We start from the raw sequence: 24,586 nt of genomic DNA on the forward strand, positions 1-24,586 counted from the left end.
TTACATCATTACGACGTCAAACTGTTCCTGAATGTACAGGGGTTCAGCCTGAACTCGCACTTGCTTGCCAATAAATACTTCGAGCTCTGCCAACGCATGAGACTCATCGCCCAATAGTGCTTCAGCAACAAACGGCGATGCGTACACGACAAAATTATCGGCGTCGTAAGCACGGTTCACACGAGTAATCTCGCGTAATATCTCAAAGCATACGGTTTCGACCGTTTTCACGCTGCCACGGCCTTCACAAGTAGGACAGCCAGAACACAAGATATGTTCAATACTTTCTCGTGTGCGCTTACGCGTCATTTCAACTAAGCCAAGCTGGGTAAAGCCGTTGATGTTGGTTTTTACTCGGTCTTTCGCCAGCGCCGTTTCCAGTGAGGTAAGCACTCGCTGACGATGCTCTTCGGATGCCATATCGATAAAATCAATAATGATGATACCGCCGAGGTTACGTAAACGTAGCTGACGCGCAATAGCTTGCGTTGCCTCTATATTGGTATTGAAGATAGTCTCTTCGAGATTACGACGACCAACAAATGCACCCGTGTTGATGTCGATGGTGGTCATGGCTTCGGTTTGATCGATGATCAAATAGCCGCCCGATTTTAGCTCGACCTTGCGCTCTAAAGAACGCTGAATTTCGTTTTCGGTGTCGTACATGTCAAAGATTGGCTTGTCACCTTCGTAAAGCTCAAGCTTATCTGTTAACTCCGGTACATACTCAGAAGTGAATTCTTTCAGGTTCTCGTATTCAAGGCGGGAGTCGACCATGATCTTATCGAGCTCTGTGCCAACAAAGTCACGCAGAATGCGTTGAGCTAAGCCGAGTTCACCGTAAAGTGTTGAACGCGTTTTGTATTTTGAGCGACGCTCCATGACTTTTAGCCACAAACGCTTTAGAAATGCCGCATCTTGAGAGAGCTCTTTTTCATCAGCGCCTTCTGCCGCGGTACGAATGATAAAACCACCGTGCTCATCGCAGTAATGGTTCACCACCTTTTTCAAACGCTCACGCTCTTTCTCACTTTCAATACGCTGCGAAACACCGACATGGCTGGCCCCCGGCATAAAAACAAGATAACGCGAAGGTAAGGTGATATCCGTCGTTAAACGCGCACCTTTCGTGCCGAGCGGATCTTTGACCACTTGCACAACAATGTCTTGTCCCTGGCGTACCAGTTCAGAGATATCACGGACTTGAAACTGCTGTTTTTCGTTTTCTGCCACACATTCGGTATGAGGAACAATATCTGACGCATGTAAAAACGCCGCTTTATCTAAACCAATGTCGACGAAAGCCGCCTGCATACCTGGTAACACTCGGCTTACTTTGCCTTTGTATATATTGCCCACAATACCGCGACGCGATTCGCGCTCGATATGTATTTCTTGTAGTACTCCACCTTCAATCATGGCCACACGAGTTTCACTCGGGGTCACGTTAAGCAGCAATTCTGCACTCATGTGCACACCTCAAAACAATTATAAAAATTCTTGAATTAGCTGATCGGTTTCGAACAAAGGTAAGCCTACTACAGCGTGATAACTGCCTTCGATCCGGGTGACAAATCGCCCTCCGAGTCCCTGAATACCATAACTTCCAGCTTTATCGCATGGCTCTCCTGACTGCCAATATTGTTCGATTTCTTCGTGAGTCAGTGGTTTGAACCACACGTCAGTGGTAACGACCACTGAATGTTGTTGTTCCGATGATACAACGCTCACCGCAGTCATCACTTGATGGCGACGACCCGATAAGTCAGTAAGCATACGCTTTGAATCTTCAAAACTTTTTGGTTTTTCTAGCACACGGTCATCGCATACGACGACCGTATCAGAGCCCAATACAACGGAATCAGGCTTAGCCAACGCTAAGCCTGCCTGAGCTTTTTCCAAAGAAAGACGCAACACGTAATCTTGTGCTTGCTCATGAGCCTGTTTGGCTTCCTCAATATCAGGCAATACGATCTCAAAATCATAACCCAGTTGAGCAAGCAGCTCTTTTCTTCTCGGAGAACCCGATGCGAGAACGAGAGATAAGCTTTTCTTCACCGCTTTACCTTACGTGCCATGCACGACGAACTCGTCGCATTAATAAAAACATCCATGGCCAAAGTATACAGTTTATTGCCGCCGTCCACAGAGATAATGGATTAAATACTACGTCCTGGTTCAAATATTCCCCACAGAATATCAAAACTTCCAATAACGCAGTAAAAAAGGCAATTAAAATCGACTGTTGCCACAATGCCATGTTACGAATCAACAGGAAATTCAGCGCAACGAGGTAGATAACGATCGACATCATCATGCCACGAATTCCAAGCGTTGAGCCGATCAAGATATCCCACAATAAGCCTAGCACTAGCGCAGTTCCGACGTTCACTCGGTGCGGTAGTGCCAACACCCAATAACACGTAACAAGGAACAACCATGAAGGGCGTAACACATCTAACACACCTGGCCATGGAATGGTTTGCAGTACCAGTGCAACGAAGAAACTGACGCCAATCACCATTCGGCTACTCAATACATTATTGGCCATCGGTTACCTCTTGTTCTTGCTCTAACCCTTCATCTACATTGGACCGCAGTACTTTGTGTTGACGGTCTTCATTCGGCCAAATCAGCAGTAGGTAGCGTAAGCGATCAAACTCCACAACCGGCTCAGCCTTGATTGAAGCGAACTCTTGACGCGTATCGTGATCCACATTGGTAACCGTCGCGACTGGGTATCCCTCAGGGTAAATGCCACCTAAACCGGATGTCACCAATAAATCACCAACCTGAATATCTGTGCTGGTTGGAATGTGTTCTAGTTGGATTTCATCCATTTCACCATTGCCCGATGCGATCACTCGGATATCATTGCGGATCACCTGGACAGGAATTGCATTTTTCGCGTCCGTTAGCAGCAGAACACGTGCGTTGTGCGCTGCGACAAACGTGACCTGACCAACGATGCCTTTCTCATTGATAACAGGCTGACCAACGTAAACACCATCAATACGGCCTTTATCGATCACCACTTGATGACGATAAGGTGAAGTATCCACCGCCATTACTTCTGTCACGACTTTCTTTTCATCACGGACAAATGAAGATCCTAACAACTTACGTAAGCGTTGGTTTTCTTCTTTATATTGGTCGAGCAAGATAAGCTCGCTTTTCAGGCGTAGCACTTCTCGCTTTAAGCTGCGATTGCCTTCAACCAATGCCTGATGAGAATTAAAACGTTCAAATACGCCATCGAACATACTACGAGGTAAATTCGCTGCGTACTGAATCGGTGCAACCATACTGTTTAGTAGGTATCGAACGTTGGAAAACGTATCTAGACGACTATCGGCCAGCATTAAGCTCGCCGACACGATGACAGCAAAAAACAGACGTAATTGCAGAGACGGACCTCTGCCGAAAATCGGTTTCATCTTGTTTTTGACCTGATTGCTTCCATGATTATTGAGCCTTACTTGGCAACCTAAAAATACTTAACTAAATACTTTTAGGTATGGAGCATGTTTGAATTACAGAGAGAGCAGAAATGAAGGTGAAGCCCGACATGAGCTTCACCTAAACCTTTATTCTTCAGAGAACAGATCGCCACCGTGCATGTCGATCATTTCTAGAGCTTTACCGCCACCACGAGCCACACACGTTAGTGGATCTTCCGCGATAACCACAGGAATACCAGTTTCTTCCATTAGCAGACGGTCTAGGTCTTTAAGTAGTGCACCACCACCGGTTAGTACCATACCGTTTTCAGAAATGTCTGAAGCAAGCTCTGGTGGACACTGTTCTAGTGCAACCATGACTGCTGATACGATGCCAGATAGCGGCTCTTGAAGCGCTTCTAGGATCTCGTTTGAGTTCAAGCTAAAGCTGCGTGGCACACCCTCTGCAAGGTTACGACCGCGAACTTCAATCTCTTGAACTTCATCACCAGGGTAAGCAGAACCGATTTCGTGTTTGATCTTTTCAGCCGTTGCTTCACCAATCAAGCTGCCGTAGTTACGACGTACGTAGTTGATCACAGCTTCATCAAAGCGGTCACCACCGATACGTACAGACGATGAGTAAACCACACCGTTTAGAGAGATAACGGCAACTTCAGTTGTACCACCACCGATATCGACCACCATTGAACCTGTCGGCTCAGATACGCGTAAACCAGCACCAATTGCCGCCGCCATTGGCTCGTCGATTAGGTAAACTTCACGCGCACCAGCACCAAGTGCTGATTCACGAATTGCGCGACGCTCAACTTGGGTAGAACCACAAGGAACACAAACAAGAACACGTGGGCTTGGCTTTAGGATGCTGTTATCATGCACTTGCTTGATAAAGTGCTGAAGCATTTTTTCGGTTACGTAGAAGTCAGCAATTACGCCGTCTTTCATTGGGCGAATAGCGGAAATGTTGCCAGGTGTACGACCAAGCATCTGTTTTGCTGCGTGACCGACTGCAGCAACGCTTTTTGCAGAACCTACACGATCTTGACGAATAGCAACTACAGAAGGTTCATCAAGGACAATACCTTGCCCTTTTACGTAAATTAGAGTGTTGGCTGTACCTAAATCGATAGATAGATCGTTAGAAAACATGCCACGAAGTTTCTTAAACATACTCTTCGCTCATCCTGCAAAAATATAGAAGACAAAAATTGCTCTAAATGTACCAATGCCTCGCTGTCACAGCAAGGTATTGGTACACAAACATGAGCAGAAAGCCTCAATTTCTTGCAGTTTCCTAACTTAAGGGCAAAAACCTAAGTTGTTACTGTCCGGTTAACCCTGGCTCACCACGGTAAATCACACGGTCATTACCACGGTGAATACCGAAGGTGACGACGGATGATGGGTTTTCTTCGGAGCCATCATTGTCCCAGTCGTATTTGAGCCAAGGGAGGTTGTTACCACTAGGATCGAGATTAAGCCAAACTTCAGCTTGTTGACGTCCACAGTCTGCGCGCTCTTGCTTAGCAATAAGTTCACGCATGGCACCATCGTTAACCGTCGTTCTGACGCCTTCAAGTAAAATGTCGCAGTCGGAGCCATCATCAGGCCAAACTGGCTCCTGGCTTTTTAGAGTTGGGGACACTGTTGTCCCGTTATCCTTACTGTTTAAAACGAATCGGGTATCTCTCCAATACTCCACTCTAAGGGGGATATTAACAGATTTACCCTGATTCACTCCCACATCATCCAGAGCTATGCGACCAAACCTGACATCAGGTTGCGATAGTAGCTGTTGCGAAACCATTCTATCTTCAGTGCTATTTTGCCCTTCTTTTAAGAACATCGTAGGATCAACATAGCCAGATACTTTAGTTCCATTATTATTAAGTGAAAGCGAAATAGACGTTTCGATGGAACTATCCTTGTCTGCCGGTAGTTTTGAATTAAATGGACCATCGGGACTCGGCAAAGATAAATCTTTACGCCAATAAACTGAGTTATCCCAAGTTTTGCTCCACACAGCTCCCGACCAGTTATCACTAGTCAAATCGGAATCCAAAATGCTAAGTCTATCTGAGTAACCACCAGCCAAATACAAATCTGCTTTTAAAGAATTGGCAAAACCACCATAATTTTGAGTTGTGTAACCGTTAGCGTTATATGCTGTGACTTCAAACTTAACCGATTCAAAATTCTGTCCCATATATACAGATTGATTCTGATTATCAGGGTAGGTCCACTCTGTCCCGGTGACTTTAAAGTAATCCGGATAGAAGCGCCCAATGGTTGACTTACCATCGGCTATTTTAAATGCATTACTACCAAGATATAGAGATGTGCCAATATCATCGCCATTTTCATCTTTAGCAACTGGTGCCTCAGCAATAAGCTCGAAAACACCGACTTCTGAAACCGATTGATCAAACGTCACACTGCCACGAGACCATTTACTTGATTCTGGTAGCTTCTCATTTAGAAGTTTGGCTAATGAACCATTAGACGGGTACTTCACTTTATTACTAACCGTAATAGTCTTCTCTTGATAGTTCTCAGCAACCGTATCATCATCTTGCAATGCCGAGATGGTTAACTCAAAAACTTCACCAGCAGCAACAAACCCCGAAGAACAGCCATTTTCACTGTTGGTGCACTCTCCGCTCTTATCACCACTCTTTGCAGTAACTTTCAGTTTTGAAGGAAAACTAACGAAGCTGCCGAATCCATCCGAGTCATCAACACCTTCAACACTGGCTTTAAGTTTGACCTTTCCAGCTTCAGAGTATCTCAACTTAAAGAATGCCTTGCCTTCATCATCAAAATAAACATTAGGCAGGTATTTATTAGCTCTGGTTAGCTCGACATTTGAACTCCATTCCACAGCCTGATCTTTCACTTTTTTCTTGTAAGAAATCACGACAGGTTGAGAGCTATCGATCGGTGCCACTTCATAATCAATCGACATATTAACACCGCGAGATTCACCTCCGTCTTCAGTTCGAGTTGAACAAAACGATAGGTAGTCCTCCCCCGTAGTTTCGCGACTAGCAACTACATCATTAACATTCACCGCAAGCACATTTGAAGCGAAGGTTACATTACAGTTGTTAGCAGATAGTGGCCCGCCATTAATTCGACATCGTGCCCCTTCAAAGCCAAACTGTGGTACGGAACTTTGATCGATACCCAAAGTAATATCGCCAGCTCTTGAACCTTGCAGCTCAAGCTGAGTTTCATTCTCAAACTGTACATTTGTACCACCAACCCAGTTGGCAACATTATTGCCAGTAGATGGAAGTAAAGTGACAGAGAGAGGCGTTAAGCTGCCATCATCGTATGCATCTCTAGGATATTGCTCAGAACAACTTTCATTCATACAAGCTCTAAGTGTCACATCAGAAGCCTGACACGTACTGCCTGAGCCTGAGTAGTCAAACTCGAAATGATGAATACCATCTGTTAATCGCGAGTACTTGTCCGCACAGACTCGGAAGTTATCAATATCATGCGTATTGGTAAGCATACCTGTGGATGCCGTTACCGACAGACGGAAGTTATCTGGAATATAGTTAAAACCACCTTTTTCCAAAACGTTAAACTCTTCGATAACAGGATCCCATCCGCCATTTTTTCCGACTTTTCGAAATACAGCCAGCGTTATCGTATCGGTGTTACGCGAATTTAAAACTACTTTATAACGATGCAGTTTCTCTTTACCTTTTCGATTATCCAACGAGCTGCTGTATTTTTTGCCAGTGATATACGGATAACCTTTCAACCACTTACCATTCGCATCTTGGACGCCCTGTCCACGCACCCCAACATTATCAGCAACACTATTTGAAACGATTTTCTCGCTTCCTTCACGAATGTAGTTACCAAACTCATCAATACCAATACCTAGCCAACCACCAGCAAAGCCTTCTACATCTTTGGAGACTTCAGGGTAGTGATTCTTTAGAAGCTTCATCCCGTAACCAAGCGGACCACCAAATGCCCCGGTTTGAGGAGGGACACTCGCATCAGAAATCACCAGCGCAACACCGTCAGCACCATTCCCACCATATGCATTGTGATCAAACTCAATCTCTAAATAGTTCTGATCTGACGGAAAAATATAGTTATATGCAGAGGCTGTTGCCTGCTCTGGTTTATTTGAGTTTAAGATGAAACGTCCATCAGAGATATGGGGCTCGTCACTGGTACCAAAGCCCATCACCGACCAGTTTGACAATGAACCTGAATTGAAGTTTTCTTCTGGCAATAATGAACATTGCTGTGTTGGCGGAATAACAGGAACTAATTCAGGACAAAGTGAGGCTACAGCCTCTATTGGGCACTCTCCGGTCTGGGGGGGCTGACAGTTGGGATCATCTACACCACAATAAATGTCACTATCATTGTACTCGTAAGAATGTGATTTTGAGTTAACAGAACCACAGACGGTCGAGCTTTTTACTGTGGCTTTCCCGTGGGACTGAATCGCTTCACTAAGAGTATAAACACCTCGATTTTGATCGAGTTTAGAGTTAGTCAACGATACTTCGCTACCTGTTGATTCTACCCGGCCACAAACCAATGAGTTTTTAATATCGACTTTATGTAGAGCGAGAATATTTCCGTGTACTTGGTTATTGGCTTCTAAAATAACCTCTAAGCCCTTACTGGTAACGTCACCCGTAACTTTTGTTTCATTTAATGTAACCCGGCTTGATGCAGAAATATCACCTTGAATTTCATTCCCGCTTTGCTCAGTTTTCACCTCACCACCGATACTTGTCACGCTACCTTCGACATGGGTTTGCTTCAACGTAACCGTTCCAGCAGCTTCAACGTTACCGCGAATGATATTGTCGCTTTGTTCGGTTTTTATCGTGCTCGTTTTACTCGTAACATTTCCTTCAATAACCGCTTGAGAAAGAATAACCTCCCCATGCGTGGACAAGATCGAACCATAAACATGCGATCGGTTCTTAAGTTGAATTTTACCGTGCGACTCAATATCACCATAAATATCATAGCCACCGTTATCTCCGATAACATCGCTGGTCTCGTTAATAAGGTCAATATGAGCATTAGATTTACCGATCTGGTTGTTGCCAGCGAGTTGAATAGTACCTCGTACACGAATCGTCATTTTACTATCAGACACAATAGTATCGCCGTTATTCAACGTGAGTCCGTTCGGGCATACGTAGGTTGTAGGCCTAACAAAAAAATTAAATCGATCTTGGTAACTACCGTTATCACACAAATCGCTTGCACCTTCAGGGACCCACCTCACCCAGTCCCAACTTGGCGTAATATCGTGAACCTTAGCGAGAACGTTCGCCGTACTCATCATACATATCAAGGCTAAGCAAATCAGTTTTTTCATTCTTGTTATTACTCCCGAACCCAAATCTCTTGCTGGCGCTCAACTTGCGATAAGCCCGAGCCACAAACGGCCGTAGCTTGCACCCTAAATAGTGACTCTGCTGCTGGTGTTCCTAAGTTTAAAGTGCCTAAATCTACACAACTCATTGGGCTAAGCCTACATCCGGTCCCTTGTGTGACATTAGGCATTGCACCGCTTACCGTATTTGTGCAGATTGTCGCGACGCTATCACTCGTACCATTGATGGGATATAACCTTGTCAATGCCCACTCATTTGCAGACTGAGCAACAAACCAAGCTTTTGTTCCCAAAAACTCTCTTGTTAATCCGCTTTGATTCGACCATGTCACTTTCATTAAAGAGGAAGCCAAATATCCCATTACAATAATGACGAACAACACGATGATTAGTACATTTCCGCTGGAGTTTCTTCTATGGGACATTGAGCACCTGCACATCTTGTTGATACACACTACGTTCACCATCCTGCTCAAACTCTAAATTGATATGAACTAAACCACCTCGTTGCAGAGTTGGCTCTAGATAACGCATACCACTTACGGACGTATCGACACTATCCGCAACCGTAATACCATTTCGCGTAACTCGCTTGGTATCAAAACAGTAGCGAACCTCCGACTTCTCTTGATAAATATAAAGACGGCTAGAAACAGAGGATCCCGTAATCGTACTTGCCCCCCCACTAACAACAAAAACCTTACCTGTTTTAGCTAAACCACCAATGGCTATATTTCGCGAAGAAGTTGATTGTAAATCTTCATATCGGCTCGGATTTATCACCATCCTGCGATTCGCAGGAATAGGATTAAGCGTTGAGTCATTACCTAGCAAAAACTCTAAGTCGTTATTCTTAAACGTGTAAAAACCAGAATATTCAATGGGTACAAACTCCAAACAATTGCTTGTCCCAGCTGGCTCATGAAAACTATTTGGCACGGCATGGCGGATTTCTCGGGTCATCTTTTCTAAAACAAACTGAGCCTGTGTTTGTATTCGTTGGCGATCGATAGTATCAGCGTAACCTTTCATTCCTAACTGGACATACCCAGCTATCCCCAACATGATGAAGCTGCCGACCACAATCGTAACTATCATTTCCATTAAGGTGAAACCACGATCTTTCATCAGTAGTTCCCCTTAATAGCTGTTAAAGTAAGGGGCTGCGTGTTCCCCGCAAAAATCCGTAATGTTACTTTTTTGTATTCGGTTATTTCATCGGGAGCTTTATCCGTCAGATCATCATAGGCAACGCTAACTTCTAATCTAAAGTTTTTGTACTGCTCAGTACTATCCGCACCAAGTACATCACTAATATTCCCTCTAGGGATACCATCACACTGAGAAGCCGTTGTAGATGTGCTCCAACACCCGATATAGTCATCTACATCGTTGAAATCACTAGGCGTTGTTTCCAAAGAACCGTCTAGTTTTTTATCCGCACCTAATTTATTTACGTCAGTGCAGCTCACTCCATTCTCACCACATCGAACAGTACCACCATCAAAATCGCTGTTCTCATCAAAGCCTCGCGCCAACATCTGAGACATAAAACCTTGGCCTAATGCAGCGGCACGAGTTTGATAATGAGGAATGGCGGAATCTCGAATTTGAGGGACAAGAAAAGAAGTAAACGCCACCATCGCAATGCCCATTAAAACAATCGCGATGATCATTTCTATTAACGTCATGCCACTAGATTTCTTCATGAGCATGTACCTTTAGAAACATAACCTTGAGAATTAATTTCAACTTGGCAACGGCTTCGACCATGTTTATCTTCAATTAAGATGTTTACAGCACCACTTACAGGATTGCCGAGAAGGTTAAAATTAATTGTATTTGCGGCACCGCTGATAACGGAAAACTTTGCGGACTTATCGATAACCACGTCACTACGGGCATCTTGTGCACTACCTGTTAGTGCACAGGCAGCAACCGAACCAACACATGAGCTAGAAACTTGTAAACGAAAATTGTTATCAGGACTTGCAACATTCGACTGCATACGATTCACTTGTACTTGGCGAATCACAGAAATCACGCGTTCTTGTAATGCATATCCAGAAAAACTGCCTGAGCCCATAAAACGGCTGGCTGCAAAAAGTGAAAGGATAGAGAGGAGAACAATCACGAGGATTAACTCCATTAAAGTGAATCCTAATGCAGAGCTGCGAATTTTCATAACCCAACCTTAGGCTTAGAACAAGCGAGATAAGTATACGATGAAATTATGAGATTAATGATAGGTTTATAATTTTTCGATTCGAAGTGTGAACAGACGAACAAATAACCAATGTCTAGTTACTTTACTCTTTTGAACGGCCAATCTCTTCTTCAATTCGATCGTAAGTTTCTTTATTGCTTAACGTTTCAGAAACGTGCTCAGCGGTTTTCTTAGTTTGCTCCCACTTTGCTTCGTAAGTCTCTGGTTCAAAGCTGATAAATCTTGGTAATACCACATAACCGATCACGCCTAAGATAATCAGTACAACCACAAACTCTATTGCACTAAGACCCGATGATTTGCGCATATGAACTATTCCGAGATTAATCAAAATAAAGAGATAAAGGCCAGACTAGCTGGCCTTAGGAATTACATTAACAACCTCTATCAGTCACAATCGTAGTAGCAACCGCGCTTGAAGTTGCTTCAGTGTATGTAACGTAACATTCACTTGCTTTTACTTTCTCAACAGTATTAGCTTTGGTATCAAAGCCTGGCTTTAGATCACCACTTACAAAAGTCGCTACTAACGTTTCAGGATCTGTACCTTCATTTACAAGAGCCCAATCCTGAGTTAGACCATTCACAGCGTTATCTAGACCACCAGCAAGTGCTTGTGGATAACCGTAGTTGATTTTTACATTTTCAACAGTAACTTTATCCGCAGTTGTTTTGGTCTCAACACCCTCAATTGCAGCTTTACCAAATACAATACCAGAAGCACCATCGATCGCACCTTTTAGACCTTGAAGAGCTGATTCACGAGCATCCGATTGCAGGTTAAGGAAACGTGGTGCTGCAGTGACCGCTAGAATACCTAGGATTACAATTACCACTACCAATTCGATAAGGGTGAAACCACCTTGTCTTTTCATTGTTTACTCTCTCTATGTAAGCATGCAGTACAACTGCAAAGTTTCGTTTAGGTCACGCGACCATTTTGGATATTGTCAAAACGGTTTGGGGCAGCAACGTTCACTAAAACTGACCGTGAAGTGGATACTGTATCTACCGCTTGAGCAGAATGACGATTCGCCATTATTCAGTTCATGCTGCAATGAGAAAAACACATTATTGTTTACTCTCTATTACAGCGTCTTACTTATGGTAATGATTGCATTATACCGACTTTCATCACCAATTATAGTGATTAGGTGTCAAAAAATTCACTCCGCCGACATTCCGACGTCTATTTTCAGTTGATTAGCTGTTGAAATAACTACAATCGACTGACCATTTTCATAAGTATAGTGACAGACATAACGATCAGTTTTGATGGCTCCACTGATATCTATTAACTTGTTGGTCATTATTTTACGTTGGGGGTAATGCACCGCTAGCCAATAACCACAATCTAATACACCTTGCTGAGTAAAGGGAGACACTAACCCGTCCTCAGTCATAGTAAGGTTAAAACCATCCATCAGCATATGTTCTGGCTCGCCTTTTACGAGCCAAGCTTGACGATAACGCTGAACACTATCTTGCATCCAAACTCTTGCCAACTTAGCCCCAGTCACTTGTGCTTGCTCGGTCACAGGACGTAATTTGACCGCCAAACCCACCGCCATAATCGTAGCAATAACCCCAAACACAATAAGCGTTGCTCGGCTTTGATTTTCAACCACCTATTAGCCGCCTTTGATGATATCGAGCATTCCCCACATTGGTAAGAAGATACCCAATGCCAGCACCATGACCATGCCTGCGACAATCACCAAAAGTAATGGTTCTATTCTTGCGGTCAGTGTTTTTAGATCGTAATCGACTTCTCGATCGTAAAAGTCCGACACTTCCAGCAGCAACTCATCAATACGACCAGTTTCTTCACCTACTGCAATCATCTGAATCACCAATGGGGTGAATATTTTACTGTTGATGGCCGTCACTGAAATGGTGCTACCCGCTTCAATTGCGGACTTCATTTCAAGAATTCGATTTTCTAAAAAACGGTTCCCTAAGGCTTCCCCGGCCAAAGCCAAAGACTGGTTAAGTGGCACCCCTGATTTCAGCATCAACGAAAAGGTTCTGGCAAAACGAGAAAGCTGCGCACGATTAACGATATCGCCTACAATTGGCAGCCGAAGCCGAAACTTATCGAACTTCTCCCGACCATCAGCCGTCGCCACCCACGCTCTGAACACCGTAAACGCGCCAATCATTGCCACAACCAGCAACACCCAATAATTAACAAAGAAATTAGAAGTCGCGATCAAAATACGCGTCGGCAATGGTAGCTCAACCCCAAAGCGCGTGAACATCGATGCAAACTCAGGGATCACCAAGATATTCAATACAAACATGGCGATGGTGATAAAGATAATGACAAACGTTGGATAACGCATCGCCGTTTTAATGCGTTTGCGAGTCTCAAGTTCCTGTTCGTAGTAATTCGCCAGTTGCAATAGCGCTTGGTCAAGCCGACCCGTATTCTCACCGACGTTGATCATAGAAACGAACAGTGGGCTGAATACTTTACTGTGTTGCTGCATCGCAGAAGACAAACCTCGGCCATTACTCAGTTCAGAAACGACATCTTCTAGCGCCTCTTTGAGCTGTTTGTTTTCGCAATTTTGCAACAAGCCACGCATAGAGCGCAGCAAAGGTACGCCAGCTTTAGTCAAACTAAACAACTGGCGAGAGAAAAGAATAATTACTTCCAACGGAATAGCAGGCACAAATAGCTTAGATAAGCTCACTTTGCTTTTTGCCGACTCTTTCTCTAAACGTACATTGAGCGGGATGACCCCTTTATTCATCAATGCTTCCGCCGCAGCTTCTGAGTTCACTGCTTCGATTTTGCCGTTAGTGGATGAGCCGTCTAGCGTGCGGCCTTGATAACGAAAAGTTGGCATTCACTTACCTATATGAAAATGGGATCAGTCTTACCAGAAGCATCACCCTCACCTAGGGTCATCACTTCATCCAAACTGACGGTGCCTTGTAGCGCCAGTTCCATTGCAGAAGCAAGCAGTGGCTTATAGTTTTCTGAGCGGCGCGCGGCTTGCGCAAAGCCAACCGCATCATTAGCGCGCAATTTATCCATCATCTCTTGCTCAAGTTCGAGCATTTCAAACACACCGATTCGGCCTCGATAACCAGTCAAGTTACAGTTTTGGCAACCTGCGCCTTTATAAAAAATGGTGCTAACTTGATTTGGGAAACGCCCAGCTAACCACTGCTGGCGAGACTCATCTAAGTGGTCTTCTGTTTTACAATCTGGGCAAACTCGGCGCACAAGACGCTGCGCCACCACAGCTCTGACTGCACTAGCAACCAAGTAACCCGGCGCACCCATATCGATCATACGTAACGCACTGTCGACAGCATCGTTGGTGTGAAGAGTGCTCAATACTAAGTGACCCGTTAGTGCAGCTCGCAGACCAATTTCTACCGTCTCTTGATCACGCATCTCACCAACAAGAATGATGTCTGGGTCTTGACGTAAAAAGGTTCTAAGAACACGCGAGAAAGTTAGATCGATCTTACTGTTAACCTGTACCTGAGTGATGCGAGGCAGACGATATTCAACCGGGTCCTCTGCTGTAATGATCTTTTTCCCAGGTTCGTTGAGCTCACTCAATGCGCCGTAAAGCGTGGTGGTTTTACCGGAACCTGTCGGCCCGGTAACCAAAATCATGCCGTGCGGACGCGCCAGCTGTCGACGTAAGCGAGCAAGCAAGTCTGGCGGCAAGCCCGACTCTTCTAACGGACGCAAACCAGCAGACTGGTTAAGCAGACGCATTACTACAGATTCTCCGTACTGCGTTGGTAACGTCGACATACGAATATCAATTGACTGGCCACGAACTTTGATATTGAATCGGCCATCTTGCGGCAAGCGCTTTTCAGAAATATCTAGGTGTGCCATCAACTTCAGTCGAAGAACCAAAGCCGATGCAATATTCACTTCATTTAAGAGCGTTTCATGCAATACGCCATCAATACGCTGGCGCAAACGCAATACTTGATCGTCTGGCTCAATATGAATATCCGAAGCTCCAACCTGTACCGCATCTTCAAACATGGAATTAACCAGCTTTACAACGGTAACCTCTTCACTATCGGCTTCATCAATACCGTAATCAAAGCTTTGTACATCTTTATGCTCTTCATGCAGCTGTTCAGCAAAGGAGGCGATCTCTTTAGTACGGCGGTAATAACGGTCAAAGCTTGAAATAAGCTGACGCTCTGAAGCAACAATGAACTCAAGGTTGTATTGTCCCAACAAGTTCATCAATGATTCTTGGATGAACAAGTCCGCAGGGTCACTCATAGCAACGCGCAGGGTGTCCCCATTTCGAGCAACGACCATCGCACGTAAGCGACGTGCGTGTACCTCAGGTAGAATCTGCACGGCTTCGGCATCCACAGGCGCACGACCAAGATCGATCAGTGGCAAACCAAGCTGCTGAGACAAGAAGTCCAACATTTGCTTTTCGGTAATAAAGCCAAGGTCAATCAACGCATCCCCTAGCTTCTGCCCGGTACTGCGTTGTGCGTTTAGTGCTTGCTGGATTTGTTCTTCAGAGACGATACCTTCCTCAACCAGAAGATCGCCCAAGCGTTTTCTCAACTGAATTTTCATTGTGCGCTCTCCAACTCTTTCAAGATGCTCAAACGGTCACGGATAAATGCTTGCGATTGATTCGAAATGCCAACTTTACCCAGAGCTTGGTTGTAAGAGTTAATCGCGGCAGTAAAAGCCAGGGCGCGCTCTTGTTGAATAGCCAAACCTAACCACCAGCGCGCGTTTTCCGGCTCACGCTGAGTTAGGAGTTGATAGCTCTCAAGCGCAATGTCATTTTGCTTGTGTTTTTGTGCCAATGCCGCACGCATCGCCAAGTAATCTCGACTTGGTACTGGAGGCAAATGAACAAGCGGGCTCAGCGCCGCTTCAGGTTGATTAGCTTTCACTAACAACTTAGACAAGGCCAAGCGGAGTACTTGGTTGTTCGTATCTAGGTTGATGCCTTCTTGAATAATCTCATATGCTTTACGCGTGTCACCTTTACCAAAGTACAACGCTGATAACTTTTGACGCGTGTCTGCATTCATTGGCTCATAACGCAACGCCTCGGCATAAGCCGATAACGCCGTTTGCATATCGTTAGCATCCAGTGCTTTTTCCGCTCGGCTAACCGCTTTAAGAGATAATTGACGATGTGTAAGCTCAACCTGCTCAATACGCATTGAGCTGTTTTCTGATGTCGTGCGGGTTACGGGATCGTATTGTTCCTCGCTCGGCATCGTTGCTAACTGCGCGAGTAAAACTGCCTCTTCAGAGGCGGTATTTATCTCAGATCTTGGCGTGAACCTATCAGTCTCTTGCATGTGAGGCTGTTGCGCTACCGGCTGTGTGGCTGGTTTAGTGTAAACCACATGAGTTGTATCGGGCGTCATTTTACTCGTTGGCGAATGAGTGCGCTCCGATGAAACAATTGGTGAGACATTCACAGACGACAATGGCATAGCGTCGGTTTGAAACTGTGATAGCTCGCCTGAAGGAACAGGACCGCGAGAGACCGCCCAGCTACCAACCGCAAGGCTTAACGAAAAACCGGCGACAAGCCAAAGCCAAGGTTTACTGCGTGAGACACTTGGAATCTCCGCACGAGTAAGCTCTGACGGCGATATTTTTTCAGCAAGTTCTGATAATGCTTTATTGATGGCACTCAAGGTTGACTCCATCCCCAAAATACGGGTGTTTTAAACTTAGGTTTACGGGCATCAAACGTATCGTGCATAGCGGCGTAAACGTGATGATTTTTCAATAGTGTGCAACGCTCATTAAATGCAGCAAGCAACGACTTGTGGCTAATTTGGTTTATCAAGCGCGGAATCCCCATGGATGAACGCCAAATCGCTTTTTTCTGTTCAATAGAAAAAATGTGCGCCCCATTGCCTGCTTTATCTAAACGATTATTGATGTAAGCCACGCCTTCATCGATAGAGAGAGGACGTAACTGGCAACTAAACGTAATGCGTTGACGAAATTGCCTTAGCTCATGGTTAGCCAATCTTTCATCCAACTCAGGTTGTCCGAATAACACCAATTGAATGAGCTTATCTTGTTCCGTTTCTAAGTTGCCAAATAGACGTAATGTTTCTAAAGCTTGTGGGGAAAGAGCTTGCGCTTCATCAACGATCAAGACGGTTTTCTTTCCCAAGGCATGTACTTGAATCAAGTGCTCTTGAATGAGGGAAACGATACGCAGCGGATCATCGTTCTCGATACCTAACTCTCTGGCGACAGCAAACTGCAACTGTTCCCCATTCAACACTGGATTGGGTAAGTAAATAAGCTCAACTTCAGATTCAATCTGCTCGATCAGCTTACGGCATACCATGGTTTTTCCAGTGCCGACTTCTCCCGTCACCTTAATCACCCCTTCTCCCATTTGCACGGCAGCTAGGATGGTTTGGATCGCCTCATAGTGAGGGACTAACCCCAAGAACATTTCTGTATTTGGGGTTAACGAAAAAGGCTGAACTCGGAACCCAAAGTGTGACAAGTACATACTCGAATCACAAACCTATTGAAAAACAGAACCTTTCCCAGCGCTTATTGCGCATCTGGGAACCACTCTTGCAGCAGATCACGAGAGCGCTCTAGCTCTTTCTGCCAAGAGTTCACGCCAACTACGGTCGGTTTTAGCAAGATGACCAATTCTGTTTTCTCAGTTACGTTATTCACGTTGCGGAACAAATGCCCCAGTGCTGGTACATCGCCCAAAAATGGGACTTTAGAAACAAGCTCACGATTTTGCTGTTTCATCAACCCGCCGATAACCACAACATCGCCATCTTTAGCACGAATAACCGAGTCTGATTCACGAATAGAGCTTTTCGCTAATGGCAGTTGGATGTTTTGGAAATCTCCGCCCAAGTTCAATTGCTTCACTTCTTCCGTGACTTCAATAACTGCGGGGTGAACATGCAGGAACACATTGCCTTTGTTATCAATTTGCGGAGTCACATCGAGGGAAATACCCGAGAAGAATGGCGTCAGTTCCACTTCAGGAACTGCATTTGAGTTTTCACCGTTGCCTGCATTGCTCGATAGCTCGGTAACAAAGTACTCATCGGTACCCACTTTGATGACAGATTTTTGGTTGTTGGCAGCGGTAATACGAGGGCTCGAAAGGACGTTCAAGTCACCTTGCGTAGACATGAAGCTCAACACGGCATTGAAGTTACCATCCGAAATAGTCACGTTAGTTTGACCGCCCAATAGCGTGCCAATCGCATCCAATGGTGGTAATGTCGACGCAGGGCGGTTGACTACGATACTACCCGAGTTACCAATTGACGCCGATAAGTTTGACCAGTTGATGCCTTGTTGGTAGCCATCATTCAACGTCACTTCTAGGATTTTAGCTTCAAGAATGACCTGGCGCTGCATGCGCTCCTGCGATACACCTAAGAACTCGCGTACTTCGCGAATATCATCTGGAAATGCTCGAACCGTAATAACTCCCGCTTGTGGCGTTACAACCACACTTTGCCCTTTGCCTGAACCAATTAGATTCGCAACAGCTTGCTGCAGCATCGGCCAGAAATCACTTTCAGTGATGGTTTCAATGCGTGTACCGCCCGTAGATGTGGTCGAGCTATCGTTGTTGTTTCCATTGTTAGAGTCTGACGAGTCAGAACTGTCTGAGCTACCACCAGAATTAGACGTACCAGCCGAGGTTACAGAGCCCGTAACAATGCTGGTTAATGAGCGACCAGAACGCTTGAACTGCAGGTAATCGACTGGAATGGTCACCGTACGCATACCTGCTGGGTAGATTTGAATAACTTTGCCAGACTTCACCACGTCATAGCCATACATATTCTGTACGACATTCAGAACTTCATCCAATGTCACATCTGACAAGTTGACGGTGATATTACCTTGTACCGATGGGTGAATCGCCACGCTGTACTCAGTGCCTTTCACTAATGAGGCGAAAAAGCTTCTTGCATCGACCGCATTCGCCTGAATACGAAAACGCTTCGAGGTGCCTTGCTCTGATGCAACGTTCGAGTCTAAATTTGGCATCAAGTCTGCCTCAACAGAAGAAGGGATTTCTTCCAATGTGCGGCTGTTCGCTTGATTGATAGATTCATTGAGCGCTTCTTTAACTTCCACTGGATTCCGATGACCCATTGAACATCCCATTAAAGAAGCAATCGCTATTCCTACAACTAATTTGCGCATATCTGATCGGGCTCTGGTTATTATTGTTTTACGTTTAAATCAAAAAGCTCTAGGTCCCACTGACGGTTACCACGCTTTAAAGTTACAAATTCACTATTAATGCTCGCGACGCGATAACCCTTAAATAGCTCGCCTTTTTCGACAAGTTTGTTATCCATAATCGCGATACAATCAGTACTTGGCTTACACACAATACTGTTGAGCTTAGGCAGTCGATACCGTTTAACTTTTGGTTTCGCTGACGTTTCAACCGCTGGCTTTTCCCAACCAAGTGGGGCCGTTGGGTCTTGGTTTGCCCAAGCGGTTCCTGCCGCTGCCATAACAAGCAATGAGATGATGAGTTTGTTAACCACCAATAAACTCCTCTCTAGATCCTAGTGTGTAGACTTCTAACACAAGCTTCGCTTTCGGGTACTCTTCGACTTTATAACTAAAGCTGCGCCAGTAATAACTCGCAGGAAGGCTCTCCAATTTATTCAGATAATTAGCAATAGAAAAATAGTCACCAGTCAGTTCCATACGAACAGGATGCACGTAGTAACCAGAGTATTGCGATGCTTCTTTATCTTCCGTTATTGGCTCAGATGGCAAGGTTTGCAGAGACAAAAGGTGAATGCCACTTTGCTGCTCCAACACATTTTCAAGCAGCTCAGCCATTTGCGAAGGTGTAATAAGATGCTCGATGATCTCCGCTAATTGCATCGAAAGATGCTGACTCTCAGCTAACAGATTAGATATCGCGCGATCAACCTCAGCATTTGGATCTTTCTTAAGTTGCGCCTGAATACGTAGCGTATCGATTTCAATCTTTTGATTGGCTTGCTTTAAATTACTTAGTTGCCTCTCATTACTGATGATCTCGTTAAGCTTTGGCTCCAATACCAGCGTAAAGAGCAACATGATCACGACAACTAAACCGCATAATGCGGTGAGCACTTTTTCACGCGTACTCATTTCGCCAAAGCGCCCTTCTAATGAGAGCCAGAATTCGTTCATTTCTCTTTATCCTCGCGCGTTTTTAGTTCAAACGTCACAATATCCTTATCATTTCGACCTATTTTGACGTCGTCAAACGTTCGACCAACCAAGCTAATTTCGTTTTTAAATTGGCTAACCCAATTTGGCACTGAGCTCGGTTTTTTCGCTAGTCCCTTCAGGTCTAAGGTATGGGTATTGATTCGAATTTCGGACAAAGAAATTTCTTGGTTTCCTAGCTTCGCTAATGATTGCATCACGCCAGAGTAACCCGTGCGCTGCGAGTCATCGTATTTCCCGACAGCTTTAAGCGAGTCTCGCTTCGCCTTGACTTCACGCTCTAAGCGGGCTTTAGCTGCCAGCTTGTTATTGTCAGGTTGATGCTTACGTAGCTTGACTTGATAACGTTCAAGCTCTGACTTCATGATATCGCTTTTACTTTTTACAATAGCAATCTCATCTTCCAAACCGCTGCTCTGCCAAGTCACATAACCGTAAGAAAATAGAATTGCAGCCGCCGCAACGCCCCAAGATAACGCGATATTTTTTAGCGTCAGGAGCTCTTTTTTCGGCTTTAAGTAATCGGGATATAAGTTGACGCGTCGAGTATTTGAAGTAGCCGCAGTGTCAGCCAAAACATGTCCTGATAGCTCATGTTCTGGTGGTAATAACGGTGAAACCTTAGTACTTAAACGGTAATTCAGAGCCTGAACAAGCTCGCTCTCATCCTCTTCATCACAGCACACTTTCAATTGATGTAATTGCACGTGGCGTAACTGAGATGAAAGATAGTCAATCGAACGTTGCAGTTCTAACGACAGACTGTCCATCTGTAAATCGCTAGACGGAACTCCCGTTAACGGTGGCGTCACACTGCGAATAGAGCGGTGGAACGCAATAGTATTTTCGACAAAAGCGCTTATACGGAAATGACCACGCACACTGCGTTGTAATAATAGGAAATTTCCTAATTCACCCGCAGTCTCTCCCCAAATATCGTCTTCAGGAAGAATGGCTTCTAATGGTAACTGGGCTCGGCTGGCCAGTAACACAATCTTATCCAATATTTTTCGCGATAAGACGTATGCTTGCACTTTGGTTGAATTCGGTAACTCGACCGCATCGGCAATAATGTCGATGGCGCGCTCAGAGATCAGTTCTTTCAACAAAAACGGTAATGCGGCTGGCCATTCTTGACGCGGCATGACCGGTTTGTCGATTTGGTACATCTGGTAATAGTTATGAGAAAGAACAACCGTTAATGAATCATACGCACTCGCTGCAACGCTCAATGCTTGCTCAACGGCTTTTTCCCAATTGGACTCAGAAATATCAAATTGGTATGGACGACTACTTTTGATTGAAGATGATAAATAAACGGCGTCTGGCTGAATAACCAAAAAGCAGGAGCGACCACCACTAGATGATCGCTTAAGCTTGTCGAATAGTGCTTTGAAATCCATGATTATTATCTTTATTTTTTCCGCCAGCGATTTCGTCTTCCCAATTTAACTTGGGATTCTGATTGAGAATTCGGCAACGCTTGGGGACGAGGAAGAAACTGCTGCTCCGCAGAAAAGTAACGCCCTTGCCCACCATAAACCCCGAGCTCAATTAATGTGTTGAGCTCGTTCTGATTCTCAATTCCCACTGCTATAATTTTAGTTTTACTGTTTGCCGCCGCACCTAGCATACTGCGGACAAATAGCTGGTTTTCATGTCGTTGGTCGATTTTTGCTACTAAACTGCGATGAAGTTTAAGGTAACGAATGTCCACTTCTTTTAAATAGTGAGTGCTGACGATGGTACGCCCAGCCTGCCCAACCATTAAGTGGCACCCTAAACCGGCCAGCATTTTAGCGACTGGTCGCATAAAGTCTAAGTGTCTTACAAATTGTGCTTCAACAAACTCAAAACTGAGACACTTTCTCTGCTCACGTGACAACTGTAAGAGTTCATCACGAAACCATTTAAAGTACTCTCGGTTAGAAAATGGCGTTACATTCAAATTGAGCGCATACGATCTTGAGTTATCAAAATTATCCTTAAACTCTCTTAAGAATTTATTAATAACCGACTTATCCATTTGCGCTTCATAACCAACCTGTCTGATCGCAGAAATGAACCGAGACGCTTTAACAATCCCATTCTCAGGATCGCGAATCCGACATGTTAACTCTTCATATAATGATTTTTTATGCGTCGCATCACTTATTGGGTGCACAGATTGTGCGTAGAGTATCACACTTTCAGGTGTAAGTGCTGTGTCAAATAACGTTCTCCACCTCACACTTCCGCGAGCTTCTTCATCGTGGTTCCATTTTTTGAAGCGACTCCAATTATTGTTATTTTGTAGTTGCGCACTACGCAAAGCAGTCTCGGCTTCATCAATGATTTGGCTGTGTCGCTCACCTTCTTTATAAGTGGTGATGCCAATATGGCACCAGTTGTCTGGATCAAGTGGCTCTGGCGGCATTAACTTTTCTAACTGGCGAATGCATTGCGAGGCAAGGTTAGCCACATCTTTCGCACTTTGGTGCGGTAGAAAAAGCGCAAAATCAGCATCGTAATAACGGGAAAATACAACATCTGGGTATCGTTGAACTAAATTGGACAATAAACTCCCAACTTCAACAATAAACTCATCCGTAATTTGCTTATCTTGCTCTTCTTCAACCAGTTTCCAGTCTTGAATACGCACTAGCAACACGGCGCCGCGAGCCCCACTTTCTAGTAACGCCGATTCCAACTTGCTATCAAATAACACTCGGTTAGCGGTACCGGTTAGCTTATCAAGGAAAGTTTGAGTTCGAATAAAGGTATCAAATCGGCTTCGCTCTTGACGCGCATCTTGTAACTCTTCGATTAATACATCGAGCGCTTCACTGGCGGTGTAAGGCCATTCTTTTTTGTCACCTTTGGCATACTGCTCCACCCTACCAGCTAGGATCATTCTGCCTCGCTCTTCGAGCATTTCGGAGCCTTCTAATTGCTCCTTAAGCCATGCCACGCCGCGCATTAAGCAGAAGATGATCAATACAACGGCAAGCGTGATCGACCAAAGCGCCTGCATTGAGTAGCTGTAACCTAAGTAAGGGGGAATTGCTTTAAAGTGAATCGTGTAATCTTGATTGTGAGTCAACTGGTACTCAGCCTCAAACAAGACTGACGCTTCCATTTGATGAGAAGTATCTTTGAAGCGATAAACAACGGCGTTGTTGGTCGACAACGTCATTTCGACAATATTGGAAGCCTGCAGCATCTTCGGCATCCAGCGCTGCATAGAATAAGCGGCGTCAGGATCTTCCATCTCCTTGTCGACCACCTCTACGATCCCTTCTAAATAATGGGTGAGATATTCCTGCCCAAGACGTTTAAAAGAGAGGGTGCCACCGACAAACAAGATAAACATGGCGCAGATAACGATCATGGTGACAAAGGCCACCAGCCGTGTGCTTAACTTAAGAGTTGGGGTATACCTCATGAATACCAAATTCCTTTTTTATTCATCATATACCTTATTGAAATATTTATACTTGATAAGAGTTCATCAAACAATCGGATTAGTCTGATAGTGAGAGGCTGGAGCATAAAGAAAATCACACTCATTGATAAGTTTTATTGTTACGCCTAACCTTGCCAAGATAAGCCTGTGAGATCATCAGATTGCGACAATAAAAAAGGCCGCGATATTCGCGGCCTTTTCGATTCAAGCATAAGCAGAATCTAGAACGGGATATCGTCGTCAAAATCCATTGGTGGCTCATTGTACTGCTGCTGTGATTGCTGCGGAGCCTGTTGTTGTGGTTGCTGTTGCTGAGGCGCATTGTACTGCTGCTGAGCTGGCTGTTGAGCTGGCTGTTGAGGCTGACCCCATCCACCTTGCTGCTGTTGACCGCCCATAGGTGCGCCGCCACCTTGAGCACGACCGCCAAGCATTTGCATCACACCATTGAAGCCTTGAACAACGACCTCAGTTGAGTAGCGATCTTGACCACTTTGATCTTGCCATTTGCGAGTTTGCAGTTGCCCTTCAATGTAAACTTGAGAGCCTTTACGCAAATACTCACCTGCTACTTCCGCAAGTTTGCCGAACAACACAACACGGTGCCATTCCGTTTTTTCGCGCTGTTCGCCAGTCGCTTTATCACGCCATGAATCAGAAGTCGCAATAGTAATGTTTGCTACTGCACCGCCATTCGGCATGTAACGAATTTCAGGGTCGTTACCTAGATTCCCCACCAAGATTACTTTGTTCACCGAACCTCTACTCATAATTTCTACCTTTTTCCTTTAAATTCATAGGATTAACCATTATCTTT

General features: G+C 44.8%; 23 protein-coding genes. All 23 read right to left on the reverse strand.

The genetic code is table 11. The annotated features are described in order from the left end of the window. The 23 genes from rng to R7P80_RS26550 all read right to left on the reverse strand — a co-directional run bounded on the left by rng (position 1) and on the right by R7P80_RS26550 (position 24,539). Positions 1–1,470, reverse strand: coding sequence for a ribonuclease G (rng, locus tag R7P80_RS26440; RefSeq protein ID WP_005381138.1), 1,470 nt, complete (start codon positions 1,468–1,470; stop codon positions 1–3). Between the two features lie 18 nt (positions 1,471–1,488). After that, the gene (locus R7P80_RS26445; protein WP_225492033.1) at positions 1,489–2,058 is read right to left on the reverse strand and encodes a Maf family protein; all 570 of its coding nucleotides are present in this window, start codon (positions 2,056–2,058) and stop codon (positions 1,489–1,491) included. 4 nt (positions 2,059–2,062) lie between these two features. Continuing rightward, complete coding sequence (mreD, locus tag R7P80_RS26450; RefSeq protein ID WP_005381141.1) at positions 2,063–2,551, reverse strand: rod shape-determining protein MreD; 489 nt, start codon at positions 2,549–2,551, stop codon at positions 2,063–2,065. Next, entirely contained in the window at positions 2,541–3,437 is an 897-nt protein-coding gene (mreC, locus tag R7P80_RS26455) for a rod shape-determining protein MreC (RefSeq protein WP_005381142.1), read from the reverse strand. The genes mreD and mreC overlap by 11 nt, the downstream gene beginning before the upstream one ends. A gap of 150 nt (positions 3,438–3,587) precedes the next feature. Beyond that, a complete protein-coding gene (locus tag R7P80_RS26460) occupies positions 3,588–4,631 on the reverse strand; it encodes a rod shape-determining protein (RefSeq protein ID WP_005381144.1) in 1,044 nt (347 codons plus the stop codon). A gap of 151 nt (positions 4,632–4,782) precedes the next feature. Beyond that, a complete protein-coding gene (locus R7P80_RS26465; protein WP_225492034.1) occupies positions 4,783–8,838 on the reverse strand; it encodes a DUF6701 domain-containing protein in 4,056 nt (1,351 codons plus the stop codon). Positions 8,839–8,846: 8 nt separating this feature from the next. Continuing rightward, positions 8,847–9,281: an MSHA biogenesis protein MshP gene (locus R7P80_RS26470; protein ID WP_186584633.1), complete on the reverse strand. Its 435-nt coding sequence runs from the start codon at positions 9,279–9,281 to the stop codon at positions 8,847–8,849. After that, positions 9,271–9,984, reverse strand: a complete 714-nt coding sequence (locus R7P80_RS26475; RefSeq protein WP_225492035.1) for a PilW family protein — start codon at positions 9,982–9,984, stop codon at positions 9,271–9,273. Before R7P80_RS26475 ends, R7P80_RS26470 begins: the two co-directional genes overlap by 11 nt. Beyond that, positions 9,984–10,565 carry a type II secretion system protein gene (locus R7P80_RS26480; RefSeq protein WP_124009117.1) on the reverse strand — a complete coding sequence of 194 codons (582 nt, stop codon included), beginning with the start codon at positions 10,563–10,565 and terminating at the stop codon, positions 9,984–9,986. Before R7P80_RS26480 ends, R7P80_RS26475 begins: the two co-directional genes overlap by 1 nt. Continuing rightward, positions 10,562–11,041 (reverse strand): type II secretion system protein, encoded by a 480-nt coding sequence (locus R7P80_RS26485; RefSeq protein ID WP_225462007.1) that lies wholly within the window; start codon positions 11,039–11,041, stop codon positions 10,562–10,564. Before R7P80_RS26485 ends, R7P80_RS26480 begins: the two co-directional genes overlap by 4 nt. Positions 11,042–11,165: 124 nt before the next feature. Continuing rightward, positions 11,166–11,390 (reverse strand): Tfp pilus assembly protein FimT/FimU, encoded by a 225-nt coding sequence (locus R7P80_RS26490; protein ID WP_225492036.1) that lies wholly within the window; start codon positions 11,388–11,390, stop codon positions 11,166–11,168. A 67-nt stretch (positions 11,391–11,457) separates the two neighbouring features. Continuing rightward, the gene (locus tag R7P80_RS26495; RefSeq protein ID WP_225492037.1) at positions 11,458–11,958 is read right to left on the reverse strand and encodes a type II secretion system protein; all 501 of its coding nucleotides are present in this window, start codon (positions 11,956–11,958) and stop codon (positions 11,458–11,460) included. 291 nt (positions 11,959–12,249) lie between these two features. Beyond that, a complete protein-coding gene (locus tag R7P80_RS26500; protein WP_225492038.1) occupies positions 12,250–12,711 on the reverse strand; it encodes an MSHA biogenesis protein MshF in 462 nt (153 codons plus the stop codon). 3 nt (positions 12,712–12,714) lie between these two features. Continuing rightward, positions 12,715–13,938, reverse strand: coding sequence for a type II secretion system F family protein (locus R7P80_RS26505; RefSeq protein ID WP_225492039.1), 1,224 nt, complete (start codon positions 13,936–13,938; stop codon positions 12,715–12,717). 8 nt (positions 13,939–13,946) lie between these two features. Continuing rightward, positions 13,947–15,671 (reverse strand): GspE/PulE family protein, encoded by a 1,725-nt coding sequence (locus R7P80_RS26510; protein WP_005381188.1) that lies wholly within the window; start codon positions 15,669–15,671, stop codon positions 13,947–13,949. Continuing rightward, on the reverse strand, positions 15,668–16,762 hold the full coding sequence (locus tag R7P80_RS26515; protein WP_225492040.1) for a tetratricopeptide repeat protein: 1,095 nt from the start codon (positions 16,760–16,762) through the stop codon (positions 15,668–15,670). Before R7P80_RS26515 ends, R7P80_RS26510 begins: the two co-directional genes overlap by 4 nt. After that, positions 16,759–17,604 carry an ExeA family protein gene (locus R7P80_RS26520; protein ID WP_033907419.1) on the reverse strand — a complete coding sequence of 282 codons (846 nt, stop codon included), beginning with the start codon at positions 17,602–17,604 and terminating at the stop codon, positions 16,759–16,761. The genes R7P80_RS26515 and R7P80_RS26520 overlap by 4 nt, the downstream gene beginning before the upstream one ends. 44 nt (positions 17,605–17,648) lie before the next feature. Then, positions 17,649–19,289, reverse strand: coding sequence for a pilus (MSHA type) biogenesis protein MshL (gene mshL / locus R7P80_RS26525; RefSeq protein ID WP_115386322.1), 1,641 nt, complete (start codon positions 19,287–19,289; stop codon positions 17,649–17,651). A gap of 20 nt (positions 19,290–19,309) precedes the next feature. Beyond that, positions 19,310–19,642, reverse strand: coding sequence for a hypothetical protein (locus R7P80_RS26530; RefSeq protein WP_005381196.1), 333 nt, complete (start codon positions 19,640–19,642; stop codon positions 19,310–19,312). Beyond that, the gene (gene gspM / locus R7P80_RS26535) at positions 19,635–20,285 is read right to left on the reverse strand and encodes a type II secretion system protein GspM (protein WP_054577143.1); all 651 of its coding nucleotides are present in this window, start codon (positions 20,283–20,285) and stop codon (positions 19,635–19,637) included. The genes R7P80_RS26530 and gspM overlap by 8 nt, the downstream gene beginning before the upstream one ends. Continuing rightward, on the reverse strand, positions 20,282–21,727 hold the full coding sequence (locus tag R7P80_RS26540) for an MSHA biogenesis protein MshI (protein ID WP_225492041.1): 1,446 nt from the start codon (positions 21,725–21,727) through the stop codon (positions 20,282–20,284). Before R7P80_RS26540 ends, gspM begins: the two co-directional genes overlap by 4 nt. A gap of 11 nt (positions 21,728–21,738) precedes the next feature. Next, complete coding sequence (csrD, locus tag R7P80_RS26545) at positions 21,739–23,748, reverse strand: RNase E specificity factor CsrD (RefSeq protein ID WP_054728884.1); 2,010 nt, start codon at positions 23,746–23,748, stop codon at positions 21,739–21,741. Positions 23,749–23,990: 242 nt separating this feature from the next. Continuing rightward, positions 23,991–24,539 carry a single-stranded DNA-binding protein gene (locus R7P80_RS26550; RefSeq protein WP_411979030.1) on the reverse strand — a complete coding sequence of 183 codons (549 nt, stop codon included), beginning with the start codon at positions 24,537–24,539 and terminating at the stop codon, positions 23,991–23,993. Between the last annotated feature and the right edge of the window lie 47 nt (positions 24,540–24,586).

Source organism: Vibrio sp. 2092, assembly GCF_033339635.1.
In the GTDB taxonomy this organism is placed as follows: domain Bacteria; phylum Pseudomonadota; class Gammaproteobacteria; order Enterobacterales; family Vibrionaceae; genus Vibrio; species Vibrio alginolyticus.

Coding starts and splice junctions, on each gene's coding strand:
- mreD (WP_005381141.1), bottom strand. CDS start 2,551: ATGGCCAATAATGTATTGAGTAGCCGAATGGTGATTGGCGTCAGTTTC.
- mreC (WP_005381142.1), bottom strand. CDS start 3,437: ATGAAACCGATTTTCGGCAGAGGTCCGTCTCTGCAATTACGTCTGTTT.
- R7P80_RS26485 (WP_225462007.1), bottom strand. CDS start 11,041: ATGAAAATTCGCAGCTCTGCATTAGGATTCACTTTAATGGAGTTAATC.
- R7P80_RS26540 (WP_225492041.1), bottom strand. CDS start 21,727: ATGGATTTCAAAGCACTATTCGACAAGCTTAAGCGATCATCTAGTGGT.
- R7P80_RS26460 (WP_005381144.1), bottom strand. CDS start 4,631: ATGTTTAAGAAACTTCGTGGCATGTTTTCTAACGATCTATCTATCGAT.
- rng (WP_005381138.1), bottom strand. CDS start 1,470: ATGAGTGCAGAATTGCTGCTTAACGTGACCCCGAGTGAAACTCGTGTG.
- R7P80_RS26495 (WP_225492037.1), bottom strand. CDS start 11,958: ATGAAAAGACAAGGTGGTTTCACCCTTATCGAATTGGTAGTGGTAATT.
- R7P80_RS26470 (WP_186584633.1), bottom strand. CDS start 9,281: ATGTCCCATAGAAGAAACTCCAGCGGAAATGTACTAATCATCGTGTTG.
- R7P80_RS26480 (WP_124009117.1), bottom strand. CDS start 10,565: ATGAAGAAATCTAGTGGCATGACGTTAATAGAAATGATCATCGCGATT.
- R7P80_RS26505 (WP_225492039.1), bottom strand. CDS start 13,938: ATGCCAACTTTTCGTTATCAAGGCCGCACGCTAGACGGCTCATCCACT.
- csrD (WP_054728884.1), bottom strand. CDS start 23,748: ATGAGGTATACCCCAACTCTTAAGTTAAGCACACGGCTGGTGGCCTTT.
- R7P80_RS26510 (WP_005381188.1), bottom strand. CDS start 15,671: ATGAAAATTCAGTTGAGAAAACGCTTGGGCGATCTTCTGGTTGAGGAA.
- R7P80_RS26475 (WP_225492035.1), bottom strand. CDS start 9,984: ATGAAAGATCGTGGTTTCACCTTAATGGAAATGATAGTTACGATTGTG.
- gspM (WP_054577143.1), bottom strand. CDS start 20,285: ATGAACGAATTCTGGCTCTCATTAGAAGGGCGCTTTGGCGAAATGAGT.
- R7P80_RS26550 (WP_411979030.1), bottom strand. CDS start 24,539: ATGAGTAGAGGTTCGGTGAACAAAGTAATCTTGGTGGGGAATCTAGGT.
- R7P80_RS26490 (WP_225492036.1), bottom strand. CDS start 11,390: ATGCGCAAATCATCGGGTCTTAGTGCAATAGAGTTTGTGGTTGTACTG.
- mshL (WP_115386322.1), bottom strand. CDS start 19,289: ATGCGCAAATTAGTTGTAGGAATAGCGATTGCTTCTTTAATGGGATGT.
- R7P80_RS26520 (WP_033907419.1), bottom strand. CDS start 17,604: ATGTACTTGTCACACTTTGGGTTCCGAGTTCAGCCTTTTTCGTTAACC.
- R7P80_RS26465 (WP_225492034.1), bottom strand. CDS start 8,838: ATGAAAAAACTGATTTGCTTAGCCTTGATATGTATGATGAGTACGGCG.